This is a genomic window from Nostoc sp. ChiSLP03a (assembly GCF_034531215.2).
GTDB lineage: Bacteria > Cyanobacteriota > Cyanobacteriia > Cyanobacteriales > Nostocaceae > Nostoc.
This window is the reverse complement of sequence record NZ_JAVRBQ020000110.1, coordinates 18,901-36,836: the sequence shown is the minus strand read 5'-3', so window position 1 is coordinate 36,836 and position 17,936 is coordinate 18,901. Positions and strand designations below refer to the sequence as shown.

Below are 17,936 nucleotides of genomic sequence, written 5' to 3'. Positions count from 1 at the left end.
TTCTCTTCTTTACAAGCTTTACGCGAGCGCATCCAAGAAATCTTCGACCAACTCACATTTGAGCAGGTAATTTCTGTCTCTTCTTATAACTTTATCTTGGAAGCTCTATTCTATGCAGCTTCATATTAATTTGGTATAAGACAAAAACTAGGTAAAGCCGATGAATCAGGCGACTAGAAATGTCCTGTGCATGACGGGTATAAAAAAAAGTTTTTCCGGCGTGCCAGCGCTCTCGGAAGTGGATTTTGAACTGAAGGCAGGGGAGATTCATGCACTGGTCGGAGAAAATGGTGCTGGGAAATCGACGCTCATCAAGATGATGACGGGGGCTTATCGGCGGGACTCAGGTGTTATGGAGTACGACCAGAAAACCGTTGCATTTCAAAACCCGACTGAAGCACAGGCGGCAGGCATTGTAGCCGTCTACCAAGAGATCCAGCTCGTGGATTTCCGAACTGTTGCCGAGAATATTTTTCTGGGCAGGGAGCCGCATCGCTTCGGCATCATTGATAGACGGGTGATGAATACTAGGGCAGCCGATATTCTGGAGCGCCTGGGGTTGCATATCGACCCGCGCTCAGTGGTTGGTTCGCTGAATATTGCCCATCGCCAGATGGTAGCGATCGCCCGCGCTATATCCTTTGGGGCGCGGGTGCTGATCCTTGATGAACCCACGAGTTCGCTGACGGAAACTGAAGTTTCTGTGCTTTTTGATGTCATGCGGCGGCTAAAGTCGCAAGGGACATCTATCGTCTACGTCAGCCACCGTTTTGAAGAACTTTATGCCGTGTGCGATCGCGTGACGGTACTGCGTGATGGGCGCAACATCGTGACGCGATCGCTCTCTTCGCTGACTCGTCTGGAACTCGTTTGTTTTATGCTAGGTCGTAAACCCGAAGAGGTGAGCCAAGGAGTCACGGCATTTGCAGGACACTCGCAAAACACACCTTGTCAGCCAGTGTTGCTGCAAGCGGAAGCTCTCAAATATAAAAAACGGCTCAATGGTGTTTCCATTGAAATGCGGCATGGCGAAATCGTTGGGATTGCGGGTTTACTCGGCTCTGGTCGTAGTGAAACGGTGCGTGCCTTGTTTGGAGCTGAACCACTTGAAGGTGGAACTGTAAAACTCGAAGGTAGTCTTTTATCTCTGCGCGATCCTCATGATGCCATAGACGCAGGCATCGCTTTCCTTTCTGAGGATCGCAAGGCAGACGGCATCATCCCTGAGCTTTCGGTGCGCGAAAACCTCACGCTTGCTGCCCTGCCGAACCTTACACAATGGGGCATTGTTTCCAGAAAACAACAGAGCGAGCTTGTAGAGCGTTTCATGCAGCGTCTTGATATCAAAGCCGCCAGCGCCGAGCAGAAGATCCACGAACTATCGGGCGGCAATCAGCAGAAGGTGCTTCTGGCACGATGGCTGTGCAAGAATACAAAACTTCTGCTCCTCGATGAGCCAACTCGTGGTATTGATGTTGGTGCAAAGCGCGAGATCCAGCAGCTAATTGCCGAACTAGCAGAGCAAGGGCTGGGAGTTCTGATGATTTCCTCGGAAGTGGAAGAGTTAGTTGAAGGCTCGCAACGTGTGGTCGTTCTGCGTGACGGGCAGTCAATCGCGGAACTGGGTGGCGAACAGAAGAACGTCAAGGCAATTCTGCACGCAATGGCAGAAGGCGCAGATCGTCAGGAAGCCGTCGGTGGACAATCTCAAACAGAGCAAAACCCAAATGAAGAGCAAGAAGCCTAATCTGGGTTGGGGAACCCTGTGGAATCCAAACTTCGGTGCATTTGCGGCACTCTTAATTCTCTATGTTGCGAACGCCATCTTCACACCGCGTTTTGCAACAATTAGCAACACATTGAATATGTTGCTGCAAGTATCCACAACAATGTTGATTGCCATTGGCATGACCTTTGTCATTGCCTCCCGTGGCATCGACCTGACGGTTGGCTCTACTATGGCATTGGTTTCAGTCATTGTGGCATTGCTGATTAAGTATGGGATGACTGTGGCTATCTTGTTCGCTTTCAGCGCTGCTCTATTGGTTGGTTCGATCAATGGCTTTCTGATCTCACGTCTGAAACTTGATGCCTTGATCGTCACCTTGGCGGCTCTGATCTTATGGCGTGGAATTGCTCAGGTGATCGGGGACGGTAAGCTCGTTCCTTTCGTCAATCCGACATTTGAAGCGCTGGGAAAGGGCTATCTCGGTTCTATACCAATTCAAGTTGTCATTGCGGGAGTAGCGATCGCGGCAGCTTTTTTCTGTATTCGCTCTACGCTTTTGGGCCGTCATATCGTTGCAGTTGGCGGCAACGAGGAGGCCGCACGGCTTGCGGGTATCCGTGCGGAGCGCGTGAAATATATAGTCTATATAATTAGCGCCCTGCTTGCTGGGTTAGCCGGACTTATCGAGACAGCGAGGCTGGGTATGGGCGATCCGAGTAAGGTCGGTGTCAACGCGGAATTTGATGCGATCGCGGCTGTTGTTGTTGGCGGTACGCCCTTCTCCGGTGGTCGGGCAAATGTCCTCGGTACTGTTGTCGGAGCCTTGCTCATGCAGGTGATTTCCACAAGTTTCAATATGCTGCTGATTCCTTTTACCTGGTCATTGGTTTTGAAATCCGTAATCATTCTTTTCGCCATTTTTTTGCAGCGTCCGAGGGAGGTTTAACGCGTCATGCCTGCTACAAGGTCTCTTGCGCTTACGGGTTTGCGGCATCTTGCCAAGCTCCTCACCTCCCAGGGCGTGCTACTCATGCTCCTTAGTTTGGCTGTTTTCGCATCCTTTCGTTATGAAACCTTCCTGACACCTGTTAATCTGATGAACATCATGCGACAGAATAGTATGCTGGCGATCGTGGCGCTAGGCATGACTGTCGTCATCTTGAGTGGAGGAATCGATCTGTCTGTGGGTTCCCTGGTTGCTCTAGGCGGTGTTGTTACAGCAATGCTTGCCGAACAAGGAAGCTTCGTGGCGATCGTCGGTGGCATTGCTAGCACCACGTTGCTCGGTGTAGTCAATGGTCTTCTTGTATCGCGTGCGCGGCTTCAGCCGTTCGTTGTTACCTTATTCACTGCCAGCGCTGCACGCGGTCTGGCGTTGAGCATCACCGAGGAAAAGTCCATTGCCGTATCATCGACAGCATCGGGATTTATTTGGCTGGGTAGGGGATTCATTGGTTGGGTTCCTGTACCTGTGCTGATAGTTGCACTCTTATATTTTGCAGCTTGGTTTATGCTGCACAGAAGCCGATTAGGTTTGCACATATTCGCTATTGGCAATAACGAGGAGGCTTCTCGGCTCATGGGCGTGAACCCAAACCAAGTAAAGCTGGCAGTCTACACATTTAGCGGGTTGCTTTCAGGGCTTGCTGGTATTATTCTCGCAGGTCGTCTAGGGGCGGGTCAGCCTGTCGCTGCCTTTGGCTGGGAGACGGATGCGATCGCCGCCACCGTTATGGGAGGAACGTTTCTCGCAGGGGGTCAAGGGAGCGTGTTTCCGACGCTAGTCGGTGTACTTTTACTCGGAATGATGTACAATCTTTTAAATCTTGAGGGAACCATTACTCCTTGGTGGCAACTCGTACTTCGTGGGGCCTTCTTACTTTTGGTCGTGCTTTTTCAGCAGCGTATCGTGCAGAGAAGCTGAGTTTATTGAAACGGAAGTTGTAGTTGTTCAGAGTTTCTGACTCTGTTCAACGTTATAGCAAGGGAGTGGGGACTGGGGACTGGGGATGGTGGGGCCCCTGAAGGGGATAAGGGGTAATGGGGACTGGGTGAAAAGCCTTTTTGTGTGTGTCTAAGTTTTATCGTCTGTTGATGTCCTAACCACCTTGACTGTTGCTATAAATACATTCCCAAGCCTCCAGGCTGGGAACAAGACGACACAAGCCTTTAGGCTTTACAAGCGTGCCATTCGGTTATTGACTCTAAGCGATCGCTTTACTCATGCTCGATTTTACTAAAAACTATCATTAACTTTTAACTGCTGGCAGATGTTTTTTTTTCAGTTTTCCTACTCTGCATACTCAGCTTTTTCCGCCATGTCTCCATATAAATGTAAAACACTGGAGTCAGATAGAGAGTTAATATCTGAGAGAACACCAATCCACCAACGATCGCAATCCCCAAAGGACGACGCGCTTCTGAACCTACTCCTGTCCCCAGAGCAATGGGTAATGTTCCAATTAAAGCTGCCATCGTCGTCATCATAATCGGACGGAAGCGAATCAAACAAGCGGCATAGATGGCATCAAAGGAATTTTTTCCTTCCTTTCGCTGCGCTTCTATAGCAAAATCCACCAGCATGATGCCGTTTTTCTTGACGATGCCCACTAAGAGAATTATGCCGATGAAAGAGTAAAGATTTAAATCAACCTGGAAAATCAGCAGCGTCAATAATGCACCAAAACCCGCCGAAGGCAAACCAGAAAGAATGGTGATTGGGTGAATGAAATCTTCATAGAGGATACCGAGAATGAGATAGATGACTACAATAGACACCAACAACAGCACGCCTAAATCGTTGAAGGACTGTTGAAAAGTCTGGGCTGAACCCTGAAAGCTGGGGGTAATTGTTGAGGGTAGTACCTCACTGGCTGCTTGCTTAATAGCATCTGTAGCTTGACTTAGAGACGTTCCTGGGAGGGTATCAAAAGAGATAGTTGCAGAGGGGAGTTGAGCAACGTGAGTAACCGTGAGCGGGCCGACACTCTGAGTAATATTAGCGATCGCACTCAAAGGAACAAGTTTTCCAGTACTTGATTGCACATAGAGCATCGATAGAGCGCTAGGATCTCGTTGAAATTCCGGTTTGACTTCCAAGATTACATAGAATTGGTCATTTGGGGTATAAATAGTTGACACCTGGCTAGAACCATAAGCAGCGCTGAGGGTTTGTTCAACTTGTTGAGCGGTAATGCCAAGGGTTGCGGCTTTGTTGTGGTCAAATTTGACTTGGATTTGAGGAGTGCTGAGTTGTAAATCGCTGTCAACGTTCTGGAGTCCTGGTAGGGTTTTGACTTTATCTACAAGTTTAGGAACGTATTGGCGCAGGTCTTGTAAATTCAAACTCTGCAACGTGAACTGATAAGTAGAATTGGTTTGTTGTCCGCCGATGGGAATAGCTGGCGGAGAACGCAGAAATGTCTTAACCCCAACTACACGTCTCAACTTAGGGGTTAACTCTTGAATGATTTGGTCAGCACTCAGTTTACGTTGAGAACGTGGCTTGAGCCGAATCGTAATTCGCCCGGAGTTCACCGAGGCATTCGGCCCACTTGCACCCACAATTGAGTCAACGGCTTCAATGTTAGGGTCTTGACGAATGATATCAACAACCTTTTGTTGGTGACGGCGCATATCATCAAAAGAAATATCTTGCGCTCCTTTGGTGTTGGCTGTCAGTTGTCCGGTGTCTTCTGTAGGAATAAATCCTTTGGGAACGATGACGAACAAATAGATGGTCATTACCAGCAGAATGCCAGAACCAATCAGTGTCATCAAGCGGTATTTTAAGACAGGCTTAAGAGTCCAATCATATCCCCGCAGTAGTAAATCAAATGCCCGTTCTGAAACTCGATATAGCAGATTTGGTCTTTGTTGATGCGAACGCAGAAAGCGACTGCATAACATGGGAGTGAGACTGAGGGAAACAAAACCCGAAACCAAAATTGCCACTGCGATCGTCACGGCAAATTCATGAAATAATTTCCCGATTATTCCACTCATGAACATAATCGGGATGAACACCGCCACTAGGGAAAGGGTCATTGACAAAATTGTGAAGCTGATTTCCCTCGATCCCTTCAATGCCGCGTCTAGGGGAGATTCGCCCATTTCTCGATAACGAACAATATTTTCCAACACCACGATCGCATCATCCACAACAAAGCCCACAGAAAGGGTCAACGCCATTAGTGAGAGGTTGTCTAGGGAGAAACCTGACAGATACATCACCGCAAAAGTGCCAATGATCGCTACAGGTAACGCCAAACTGGGAATTAGGGTAGCAGTGATGTCACGCAAGAATAAGAAAATAACTAAGACAACTAGACAAACCGAGAGAACCAAGGTAAATTTCACATCATTGACAGAGGCTCGGATGGTTTGGGAGCGATCGTACATAATCCCCATCTCAATAGATTTGGGAACTTGTTCGCGGAGTGTAGGTAAAAGTTCTTGGATGGCATCAACAATATTTACCGTGTTAGCACCTGGTTGCGGCTGTACAGCTAGAACAACAGAATGACGGTTTGTTACTTTGCGATCGCTATACAAATTCGAGACTTTGACGTTTTGTTCGCTGTCAATCACCTGCCCCAAATCCTGAAGCCGCACGGGCGCACCATTTTTGTAAGTTACAATTAGCTGGCGATAGCTGTCAGCATCGGTGAGTTGACCGTTCGCCTGAATTGTATAACTTTTGTAAGTATTAGAGAGACTGCCGGTTGGTAAGTTGACATTTCCCTGTTGAATTGCAGTTTTTACCTGATTTAAACCAATTCCCCTTGATGCCAACTCTCGCGGGTCAAGCTGGACGCGGACTGCATATTGCTGTTGACCAAAAACTTGTACCTGAGCAACACCATCAATCATCGAAATTGGTTGACCAACTGTTACCTCTGCGTATTCATCTACTGTCGAGATTGGCTGTGTCTCCGAATACATATAGAGGAAGAGAATTGGTGAGACAGATGGGTTAACTTTGCGGTATGTGGGGGGGTGAGGCATTCCGGCTGGCAGTTGTCCGGCTGCTGCTGAGATCGCCGCCTGTACATCTTTGGCGGCATCTTCCACTCTGCGGCTAAAGTCAAATTGTAGGGAGATGTTGGTGCTGCCTGTGGAACTGGTGGAATTAAATGAATTGAGTCCGGCAATTTCGGTAAACTGTCTTTCGAGGGGTGCGGCGACTGAAGATGCCATTGTTTCTGGGGTGGCACCAGGGAGACTAGCAGAGACAGATATAAAAGGATATTCAACGTTGGGTAGGGCGCTGATGGGTAACAGTAGATAACTCATGAGACCGAAAATAAGGATACCCATCATTACCAAGGTGGTCATGACTGGACGACGAATGAAGAGTTCTGAAAGGTTCATGAGTTTTGTTCTCCCAGAAATGTGATGGCGATGCTGATCGCTTAGTACAGCTTTGCGTAAAATTATGGCGAATTGAGGGTTGAAATTTAAACGCAAAGGGGCGCAGAGGTAAGCGCAGAGGCACGCAGAGATTTCGCTATGAATTAATGAGATGTTGTACTTAGTCTGTGTTGTCTTTAATTTTGAGTTTTGAATTTTGAATTGTTAAATATCACGATCGCTCCCCTGAAAATGAAAATACCCGCCGGAATTTAACTTGATTAAGCTTCTTCCGCCATGATTCCATATAGATATAGAACACGGGTGTTAAATACAAGGTCAATATCTGAGAAAACACTAGCCCGCCCACAACTGCAATCCCTAGAGGACGGCGAGATTCGGAACCAGCCCCAAATCCGATCGCTATGGGCAAGGTTCCCATTAATGCTGCCATTGTCGTCATCATAATCGGCCGGAAGCGCACCAAACAGGCTTGATAAATTGCCTCAGACGGTTTTTTCAATTCTTCTCGCTGGGCTTCAATTGCAAAGTCCACCATCATAATCCCGTTTTTCTTCACAATGCCCACTAAAAGAATTATGCCGATGAAGGAGTAAACATTCAATTCAACATGGAATATTATCAGCGTTAACAATGCCCCAAAACCTGCTGATGGCAAACCGGAAAGAATCGTAATTGGGTGAATGAAATCCTCATAGAGAATACCCAAGATTAGATAAATTACTAAGATGGCGATCGCTAACAGTAAACCCAAACTCGGCAGTGAACTTTGAAATACCTGGCTTGCGCCCTGAAAGCTGGTACTAATGCTCTTAGGAATCACTCGATCGATCAGTTCTGCAATTTTTTGGTTGGCATTTCCCAAGGACGCACCGGGAGCGAGGTTAAAGGAAATGGTAGCGGCGTTCATCCGACCGTTATGATTGACCATTAACGGGCTGACTCCCTGAGATAGTTTGGCGAATGTCTTCAGAGGAACTGCTACTCCTGTGCTGGAGTTAATATATAAGGTCAACAGAGCATTGATATCCTGCTGAAACTGAGGTGCTAATTCCAAAATCACCTGATACTCATTGGTTGCTGCATAGATGGTTGACACTTGGTAGGAACCATAAGCACTTCTGAGGGTATTTTCAATTTGCTCGGCGGTAATCCCATAAGTTGAGGCTTTATCGCGGTCAATGTCAATTTGAATCTGGGAAGCAAACTGTAAATCGCTGTTGACATCCTGGAGTTCTGGCAAGTTCTTCATCTTCAGAACAAGTTGGGGAACATATTCCTGTAAGGGTTTGACATTAGAACTCTGAAGTGCAACCTGATAAAGTCCTGTGCTTTGTTGAGCGCCAATAGGTATTGCTGGAGGATTTTGTAAGAATACTTGGATGCCTGGAACAGTGGCGAGTTTGGTTCGCAAATTTTGCACGATTTCGTCAGCCCCTAGTTGGCGCTGCGATCGCGGTTTTAACCGAATAAACAAACTCCCGGAATTGGCTGCAACTGCTGCCCCACTGCCATTAGCACTCGCTCCCGCGCCAATATTGGAGTTGACTGCATCTACATTCGGATCTTGGCGAATCAAGTTAGCAACTGTCTGCTGATGCTGCACAAGATTATCAAAGGATGCATCCTCGGCTGCTTGAGTAATACCTGTAATTTGCCCGGTATCTTCGCTAGGAATAAAGCCTTTGGGAACTACCAGCAACAACCCAACTGTCACCACCAATAGAACGACAGATAAAATCATCGTGGTGCGGTGATATTTTAAGACTTTTTTGAGACTCCAATCGTACAAACCGAGGAAGCGATCGAAGACATATTCGGAAGCTTGATATAACCGGCTTTGATTAGCATGATCTACAGGACGCAGAAAACGGCTGCACAACATCGGAGTCAAAGTCAAAGACACAAAACCAGAAACGAGAATTGCCACTGCGATCGTCACAGCAAATTCATGAAATAATCGTCCCAGGACTTCACTCATGAACAACATGGGAATGAACACTGCAACTAAGGAAAGTGTCATCGATAAAATTGTGAAACCAATTTCTCTCGACCCATTCAACGCCGCTTCTAACGGACGTTCCCCCATTTCCATGTGACGGACGATATTTTCTAGCATGACGATCGCATCATCCACTACAAAACCCACCGAAAGGGTCAATGCCATCAGTGATAGGTTATCTAGTGAGTAGTGCAGCAAATACATCACTGCAAAGGTACCAATCAGCGAAACGGGTAACGCCAAACTGGGAATCACCGTGGCTGAAAGGTTCCGCAAAAAGATGAAAATTACCAAGATAACTAGAGCGATCGTCAAAATCAACGTAAATCTGACATCATCTACTGAATCTCGAATTGATTGAGATGCATCATAGAGAATCCCAATTTCCACGGATGCCGGAATCTGTTCTCGCAAATCCGGTAGCAATTTCTTAATCGTGTCTACGACTTGCACCGTATTAGTTCCGGGCTGTCTTTGAATGGTGAGAATAATGGCGCGAGTATTGTTATACCAGCTTGCCACCTTGTCATTTTCTACACTGTCAACAATCCGACCCAGTTGATTGAGATAGATGGGCATTCCATCTTTATAAGAGACAATCAACTGGCGATAAGCAGCCGCATCCTCAAGTTGTCCGTTAGTTTGAACTGTAAAATTCTTGTGATTTCCTGAAAGACTGCCGGTAGGCAAATTAACGTTACCCTGTTGAATCGCCGTCGCCACCTGATCTAGCCCAATTTGCCGCGTTGCCAATTGCTGCGGATCGAGTTGAATTCGAGCCGCATACTTTTGGGAACCGTAAACAGCTACCTGTGCCACCCCATTGATTGTAGATAGCTTTTGCGCCAGATAAGTCTCGGCATAATTATCTACCTGGGAAAGGGGCAGTGTGGGGGAATCCAGGTAAAGGTAGAGAATCGGTTGGTCTGCGGGGTTAACTTTGCTATAGGTGGGAGGATTGGGTAAATCGTTAGCAATTTGCCCCGATGCTCCCGATATCGCGGCTTGCACATCCTGCGCCGCGTCATCAATATTCCGACTCAGGTTAAATTGCAGGGTAATTTGAGTCTGTCCCAGAGTGCTAGTTGAGTTGAGCGAATCGAGTCCAGCAATACTAGAAAATTGCTTTTCTAGAGGACGGGCAACCGATGCTGCCATTGTTTCCGGGCTGGCTCCCGGTCGGGAAGCACTTACCTGAATTGTGGGATAATCTACACTTGGTAAATCGCTGATGGGCAGCAAGCGATAACTCATGAAACCGAAGATCAAAATCGCCGCCATTACCAAAGTCGTCATGATCGGGCGGCGGATAAATGGTTCTGAAAGGTTCATGATTCACCTCCGCCTGACTTCGGGGATTCTCCCCCTGCCCCCCTTCCTCTTCTTGGGAAATTTCCACCTGCATTTGAGTCATTGCCGGCTGTTTTGATGCGGATTTTGCTACCCGAAACGAGATTCGCTTGACCATCGGTAACAATTTTATCGCCTGGTTGCGGCCCTTTCTGAATCACATCTAGCCCCTGAATGGTGCTGCTAACTGTAACTGGAACATTTTCTACCGTCATGTCTGGCTTAACTACAAAAACAAATTGCCCATCGGGGCCATTCTGCACGGCTTGGGAAGGAACAACCGTTGCATTTGGTTGTTCAGTCAGCGTTAGGGTTGCGTTGACAAATTGACCGGGAAATAAGTGTCCCTGAGTGTTATCAAAGTCGCCAATTAGTTGAATTGTCCCCGTAGTGTTATCGACCGTATTGTTGACAAACGTCAAAGCACCTGGAATTGCATGAGATGGATTATCGGGGAACGTTACATCTACCTTCAGCTTGCCATTCTGCATATACTTTTGTACTTGGGGCAGATTTGTTTCAGGAATGGAAAAAGCAACTTGAATCGGGCGAATTTGGGTGATGGTAACAAGTGGAGTAGTGCTGTTGGCTTGTACCACATTCCCCTGAGTTACCAGAATATTGCCAGCGCGACCATCAATCGGCGCATAAATTTTGGCGTAAGATAATTGCACTTTGGTATTTTCTAATGCTCCTTGGTCGGAAACGACAACAGCCTGAGCATTAGCGATCGCAGCTCGATCGCCTTGGACAACAGCCTCAGCATTAGTCAGCGCCACGCGATCGCTTTTCAAAACTGCCTCAGCATTAGCGATCGCTTCTCGATCTGCTTGTAGGGTTGCTGTGGCCGATTTGCTATTGGAAACGTATTGCTGTGCTTGATCTAAACTAATCGCGCCTTTCTTATACAACGCACTATAGCGATCGCTCTGTCCCTGAGCAAATTCTGCTTGCGCTCGATCTTTGGCTAAATTCGCTTCGGCTTGTCGCACTAAGGCTTGGTCTTTGACTAAAGTGGCTCTAGCTTGGTCTATCTGACCCAAATCTCTAGTTAATGCATCTCTGGCTTGTTGTACCGAGGCTTGGTCTTTTGCTACAACACCTTGAGCTTGCTGAATTGCAGCAGCTTGCGATCGGTCATCTAGGGTAAACAAAAGTTGTCCCTTTTTTACATCTTGACCTTTCTTGAAATAAACGCCAACAATCCGTCCGCTAGCTTGGGGCGTAATCGATACTGTAGACCCCGCTTGCACGTTGCCGATCGCCTGCAATTGTAAGGGAACCGTTTTTTGTGTCACCATTGCCACAGTTACAGGTGTAACTTGTTGCTTATTACGCCCAGATTTTTCACTTTTGTCTGACTTGGCTGCATCTGCATAGATGTTAAAAAAACCTAGTCCAGCCAGTAATAGCACGCCCAAAATTATCAAAGTAATCTTTTTCTTTTTTGGCGATCGCGGTAGCTCTGGTTCTATGCTGTTCTCAGTCAAATCGTTAGAAATTTCATGGTTCATCAGAACCTCCAATGCATTTTTGTTAATTAAAAACCGTGAAATCCTTTACTACCTCAACTGCCGCCGATCCTAATTTCATTTGAGGCGGCACATCTAAATAATTCGTTTTTTCCGGTTTGCTCGATGTGCCTTGTCAAATCATGATGATTTTGTTTATTATAAATCAAACAAATCATATTTATAAATACGTCTTAAGTAATCATATTTAAAATATCTCATTATCTTAAGGGATACTTTTTTACCTGCGTTTACTTATTATTTCTTAGCTGCCGATATAGAAGGTGGAGAGCTTGTTTTTCTATCTGTCTGACTCGTTCCCGACTAATACCCATGCGCTGACCAATCTGTTCTAGAGAAAGTTCATTTCCATCTATTAAACCAAAGTGTAAGTTTAATATTTCTTGTTGTTGTCTAGATAAACTTGACAATAAGTCTTCAAGCTCTTGATTGAGAGATTGCTCAGTAGTATAGCCATTTTGAGAATATCTATAATCTTCGATTAAATCTTCTAACTTTACATCTTTTTCTGAACCAACTTGAAGATCGAGAGAGATAGTTTGACGAGCCAAAGTTAGATATTGTCGAATCTGATTAGGCTCTAAAGCAAGTGCATGAGCAATTTCCGTAGTGGTAGGAACGCGACCAAGTTTTTGAGATAACTCTCGCTGAACGCGCTTAATTTTGTTTAACTTATCATTAATGTGAATCGGTAATCTAATTGCGCGTCCTTGTTGAGCGATCGCTCTGGTAATTCCTTGACGAATCCACCAGTAAACATAAGTTGAAAATCTGTATCCTAAAGCCGGATTGAATTTTTCAATTCCTCTTTCCAAACCCAAAGTACCTTCTTGAATTAAGTCCATCAGTTCTAAGTTCCGTCTCTGATATTGCTTGGCAATTGACACCACGAGCCGGAGATTAGACGCCATCATTTTCTGCTTGGCTTTTTTCCCTTGATTTAGCTTTTGAAGTAGTTCTTGTTCGCTTAACTGCATCCGATCAGCCCATTCTGACAGTGTGGGGGTACGATTTAATTTAACAGTCAGTTTTTCGGATTCAGCAAGTATTTTTATCATTTGTTGAACTTGTTGGGCAAAAAAAACTTCTTGCTCTTGGGTTAACAGAGGTATCCGCCCAATTTCTTGAAGATAAGCACGTACCGTATCAGTTGTATATTGAGATGCTTGGCTTGTGTTAGTAGCTTTAGTATCTGGGAATGAAGTTAAGTTACTCATGTTGAGTTAGCCTCTACCGATTAATTGGGGTATTTTTTATTGGGGAAAAAGTGCAAATAGTGACTTGATGGCCCATAAAGGGTTTTATAAAAAAACCAGGTATCAAGTACTAGTTCCAAAAGAGCAATCAATACCCAAATTGCTAATGAAACAATTACAGGTAGGCTGAGATCGGGAAATTTCCTTTGCAAATCGATAATGCCAAATAGCAGCAAAAATACAAGCGAAACTCCTAGAAGAAATGACAGCTTGACAATTGCGAGAATGAACCGACTCATCTCTAATATGCGATTATAAAGCCGAGAAAATCTTTCCAGGATTTCTTCCATATTATTGATGACAAGTAAAATTTGTTGTTGGTGCAAATGGGTAGCTAAAGAGCATTGTTGCTGCACTTGCGTCAATTCATGTTCATTCTTGAAATTATCTAAAAGCTTGTCCCAAGATAACACCTGAGAGCTATTTGACCAAGTTGGGAAATCTTTTAAATGTAAGGGAACTAAATAGTTAATCAGTGCGATCAGAGTTTTATCAAAATTACTGAGTTCGGGGGGAAGAGACTGAGTTAGACGAATCAGTTGGTCAATTTGAATCTGAAGTGTATAGTAGTCCTCATATCTTCTTTGAGCGATCAACTGACTAGTAAAGGTGAGAAAAACAATTAACACCCCCAATAAAGCTGCTAGGGACTGGGATACAGCAGAAAAGAATTCAATCGCTACTTGTTTAGGTACTGTCAGCCAGGAGGCATTTTCCCGTATCGAAAAAACCAAGGTGGCAACAAATACAAACCCGACAATTGCTAGCTGATGGTGGGTAACAATAGCTATGATTGTCCGCACTAAAGGAGTGTTGCTGAGTTGAACCAAGATTTGTAAACCTGGGACTGGTTCACAAATTTGAAGTCGTTGGGCTTTGCGGGTTGACATGATAGAAAGATACAGTTCCTAGCTTGTTTGCGACAGTGTGTATTAAGGAAGGCAGGAGGAAAACTGCTCGGTTGTTGAGCGTAGTCGAAACATTGTTTCCTGCCGTGACCAGACGGGTCTTGGGTTTAAGACCCTCACCAAATTTTCAATTTGGAGCTGCTTATTCAAAATTGGTCTGAATCCTCAACTGAGGTAAAACCCCCTGCCCCCTGCCTGCTTCATTTCCCACGCTGCAAACTCAGATGATTGGCCCCAGACTGAATCAATTTGCTCAGATCAGCAACAGCGCTAGCATACTGAGGATCGGCTAATGTCGCTAAGGTTTGGTTTTGCACTAAGGCTTTTTGTTGTGCCTCGGTTAATGCCACGTTAATATCTGGAGCAATGCCGACATGATTGATATCTCGACCTTTCGGTGTGTAGTATTTAGCGATGGTTAGTTTCAGCCCCGACCCATCCTCTAGTGGCTCGACGGCTTGAACTAAACCTTTACCAAAGGTGCGAGTTCCTACTAAGGTGGCGCGATTGTCGTCTTGTAGCGCTCCCGACAGAATTTCGCTGGCGCTAGCAGATCCCTTATCAACTAGTATTACTAAGGGTTTGTCGGTGAGAGGATGTCCCGATGCATTGTAGCTCTCTTTCACTTGGTCTCGATTTACCAAAGACACGATCGCTCCTTGCTTCAACCACATACTGGCAATTTGCAAACTCGCATCCAGCAGTCCACCCGGATCGGCACGCAGATCCAAAACGTAGCCCTGTACCTGTTGTTTTTCTAATGCTTCAATTGCCTGATGCATCTGGGCGGGGGCAGTTTGCGTAAACTCTGGCAAACGAATGTAACCAATTTTGCCTGCTGCTGTTGTTTGCGTGTTATAAGTTACAGGATGGATAGCAATATTGGCGCGAGTAAGTTTGTAAGTTTGCGATTGATTGCCCCGTTGAATCATGAGTACTACCTTGGTTCCCACCGGGCCAAGAATCCGCTTCACGGCATCGTCAATTTTCATCCCCTGAGTTTTTTGACCGTTAATTTGGACAATTACATCGTCCGGCAAAATACCCGCTTTAAAAGCAGGGGTTCCTTGAATTGGGGCGACAACGGTTAAGGCTTTAGTTTTTTCATTCTGCGCCAGTTCCAGCCCTACGCCACTGAGGTTGCCAGAAATGTCGTTATTTAGGGCTTTAAATTCTTGCGGGTCGAAAAACTCGGTGTAGCGATCGCCTAATTTCGCCACCATTTCTTGAATCGCCCCATAAGCCTCTTTCTTAGAACTATAAGAACGGCTAATATACTGCTGGCGAATTGCTTGCCAATCTTGATGGTTAAAACTGCCATCAACATAATTTTTATCTAGAATTTGCCATACTTCATCCACCATTTTTTGAGAGCTAGGTTGCGGTTTACCTAGAGCTTTGGAAGTGTAGAGGCTAGTTCCTACAAAGATTGTGGCTATAACAGCCAGTTCTATCTTGATTAGAAGTTCTTGTTTAAACATACTTTATTTTTTGAAGAAGAATACAGAATTCAGAATGTAATCAATAAAGGACTGAATACTCATAGTTGCAGATAATTCCTTCTAAATTCTCACAGATTACTCCTGAATTCTGTTTTGATAAAACTGTACAAAATAGTAGAGAATAACGATTGATTTGGAAAGTATAGAACCATTATGCAATCATAATTACGAGTGACAAATGACCAATGACCAATGACCAATGACCAATGACAAATTACGAATTATCTTGAGATTTTCCTTTGCGGTGGGGATAGGCAGTCTTAAAAATATCCTGAATTTTAGTCTTTTGTTCAGCAGTAAGATTCAGGCTAAACACTGCTTTACGCATTTTTTCACCTTGTTGTAATTTTGTTGACAATTCTTTTACTTGATCTGGGGTCAGAACTGCCTCAACTTGCTTGCGAATTTCTTCGCGTTTGTGAGCGCGTTCTGGTGTATTCGCTGCCGGAGAGTTTGTCGTAGAAGTATCAGATACCTTTGTGCCAGAATCATTCCCTTGAGACACATCTGGAGATTTAGAACTGGTGCAACCTGTCATTCCTGCAATTAGGATAGTTGCAAGTAGCAGGGTTGGTAAAATTATCTGTTTTTTAATCATTTATTTCTCTGGTTTTTGCTGTGTGTAATAGAACTGTTCTGACTCAATTTCGGTTTATGACTGTTTAGAAGATGTTTGAAAAGTTGCTAATTTACTTACACCAGCTAATCTTAAAAGTTAGAAAGAGTTTGCACATGAGCTAGAATTCCTAACCTGACCAGTAAAAAAGTACTCAATTTATTGTGACTTTTTTCCTAATTTAGAAATAATTAATTAGTCGGAACGGCTCTACCCATACTAGAGAGAGATTCGTTATATAGAAGAATGGGTACTAGGTACTAGGGACTGGGAACTGGGTACTGGGGAAGAAATTATGAGTAAGATTTGGTTGGGGTCTGAATTCCGATTCAAATCTTCCCAATCCCTAGTCCCTAATCCCCAGTCCCCAGTTCAATATTTCCTTCTAAAATAGTGAAAATACCTATGGTTTTGTTACAAAGACCATTGAGTTGGAACAGTTCTATGGTTAGCTTGACCTACCCATCTTTTCGTCTGTTGCTTTACCTAGAGTGGCTGTTATTAGCCACGGCAGTGTTCATGGAAGTTCTGCTGCCGTTTCAGTTGTCCTGGTCTTTGCCGCTAGGAGTGATGGCGATCGCAACTTTCAGCTTGATGGGCTTGAGGCTACCAATGGTGAAGCCGGAAAGCAAACTAATTTATACAGCCCTGGAATTCGGTTTAATTTTGCTACCAGCAACTCAACATACTTTATCGACTCGCTCCGTTTTCCTGCTGTGTCTGGTATTGGTGATGCGGAGTTGTCTTATATTTAAGCGATCGGGACAGTTGGCTGTCTTAATTTTATCTCTGCTTACTTATGGAACACTACTTTTATCAAAACCGATTGTACCTGAGAATTTTCTGCCAGATAAGCTGATCCTCATGTCCTGGGATTGGCGATTAAGTAATATATTATTGTTTAGCTTAACGTTGGTATTCGCTTTATTGTTAATTAACGCTTTGCTTGCAGAGCGTCAAAGTCGAGAGCAGTTAGAAATTGCCCATCAGCAATTAGAAATCATCAATCAACAACTGTGCCAGTATGCCCTGCGGATTGAAGATCAGGCAACCTTGCAGGAACGCAACCGAATTGCCCGCGAAATTCATGATGGGTTGGGACACACTCTCGCCGCCCAAACCATTCAGATTAATAATACTCTGTTGTTTTGGCAATCAAATAATGACAAAGCATTAACATTTCTCAAACAGGCAAAAGAACTGGGGGCTGAAGCGCTGTTAGAAATTCGGCGATCGCTTTCGGTTTTGCGTTCAAATCCTTTGCAAGGGCAATCTCTCAAATCAGCTATTGAAAAGCTGCTGACAGATTTTCAGCAAACCACAGGTATTGAACCATCTTGTAAAATCGATCTCCCGCATACCCTACCAACAGAAGTAAACACGGCTTTATTCCGCATTGTGCAAGAATCGCTGACAAATATTTGCAAACACGCCGAGGCGACGAGTGTCACCGTTAAACTTCTGGCTCACACTGGGATGATTCATCTGTCAATCGAAGACAATGGAAAAGGTTTTAACCCCACTCAAAATACAACCGGGTTTGGATTACAAGGGATGCGAGAACGGTCGGTTGCACTAGGCGGCCAGTTAAATCTTCACAGTCAACTAGGAACAGGTTGCTGTATTTCTGTTTCTTTGCCACTCTCAAAGCTATTGGTGTTTTAGCTT

11 protein-coding genes are annotated in these 17,936 nt (G+C 45.0%); 4 read left to right on the top strand and 7 right to left on the bottom strand.

Translation table 11 applies throughout. The annotated features are described in order from the left end of the window. Positions 1-160 precede the first annotated feature (160 nt). From RMY32_RS18645 to RMY32_RS18635, 3 genes are all read left to right on the top strand, one after another. On the top strand, positions 161-1,747 hold the full coding sequence (locus tag RMY32_RS18645) for a sugar ABC transporter ATP-binding protein (RefSeq protein WP_322709924.1): 1,587 nt from the start codon (positions 161-163) through the stop codon (positions 1,745-1,747). Then, positions 1,698-2,675, top strand: coding sequence for an ABC transporter permease (locus RMY32_RS18640; protein ID WP_409883391.1), 978 nt, complete (start codon positions 1,698-1,700; stop codon positions 2,673-2,675). The genes RMY32_RS18645 and RMY32_RS18640 overlap by 50 nt, the downstream gene beginning before the upstream one ends. 159 nt (positions 2,676-2,834) lie before the next feature. Then, positions 2,835-3,653 carry an ABC transporter permease gene (locus tag RMY32_RS18635; RefSeq protein WP_322709921.1) on the top strand — a complete coding sequence of 273 codons (819 nt, stop codon included), beginning with the start codon at positions 2,835-2,837 and terminating at the stop codon, positions 3,651-3,653. Between the two features lie 332 nt (positions 3,654-3,985). Here RMY32_RS18635 and RMY32_RS18630 read toward each other — a convergent pair whose 3' ends face one another. The 7 genes from RMY32_RS18630 to RMY32_RS18600 all read right to left on the bottom strand — a co-directional run bounded on the left by RMY32_RS18630 (position 3,986) and on the right by RMY32_RS18600 (position 16,250). Beyond that, a complete protein-coding gene (locus RMY32_RS18630; RefSeq protein ID WP_322709920.1) occupies positions 3,986-7,102 on the bottom strand; it encodes an efflux RND transporter permease subunit in 3,117 nt (1,038 codons plus the stop codon). Between the two features lie 211 nt (positions 7,103-7,313). Continuing rightward, positions 7,314-10,436 (bottom strand): efflux RND transporter permease subunit, encoded by a 3,123-nt coding sequence (locus RMY32_RS18625; protein ID WP_322709919.1) that lies wholly within the window; start codon positions 10,434-10,436, stop codon positions 7,314-7,316. Then, positions 10,433-11,968: an efflux RND transporter periplasmic adaptor subunit gene (locus RMY32_RS18620; protein WP_322709918.1), complete on the bottom strand. Its 1,536-nt coding sequence runs from the start codon at positions 11,966-11,968 to the stop codon at positions 10,433-10,435. Before RMY32_RS18620 ends, RMY32_RS18625 begins: the two co-directional genes overlap by 4 nt. Positions 11,969-12,216: 248 nt before the next feature. Next, entirely contained in the window at positions 12,217-13,203 is a 987-nt protein-coding gene (locus RMY32_RS18615) for an RNA polymerase sigma factor, RpoD/SigA family (RefSeq protein WP_322709917.1), read from the bottom strand. Between the two features lie 20 nt (positions 13,204-13,223). Beyond that, positions 13,224-14,132, bottom strand: coding sequence for a hypothetical protein (locus tag RMY32_RS18610; protein WP_322709916.1), 909 nt, complete (start codon positions 14,130-14,132; stop codon positions 13,224-13,226). Positions 14,133-14,350: 218 nt separating this feature from the next. Further along, positions 14,351-15,631: a S41 family peptidase gene (locus RMY32_RS18605; RefSeq protein WP_322709915.1), complete on the bottom strand. Its 1,281-nt coding sequence runs from the start codon at positions 15,629-15,631 to the stop codon at positions 14,351-14,353. A 235-nt stretch (positions 15,632-15,866) separates the two neighbouring features. Next, positions 15,867-16,250: a hypothetical protein gene (locus tag RMY32_RS18600; protein WP_322709914.1), complete on the bottom strand. Its 384-nt coding sequence runs from the start codon at positions 16,248-16,250 to the stop codon at positions 15,867-15,869. A 462-nt stretch (positions 16,251-16,712) separates the two neighbouring features. Between RMY32_RS18600 and RMY32_RS18595 the strand changes: the two genes are divergently transcribed. Then, positions 16,713-17,933: a sensor histidine kinase gene (locus tag RMY32_RS18595; RefSeq protein WP_322709913.1), complete on the top strand. Its 1,221-nt coding sequence runs from the start codon at positions 16,713-16,715 to the stop codon at positions 17,931-17,933. Positions 17,934-17,936: the final 3 nt, after the last annotated feature.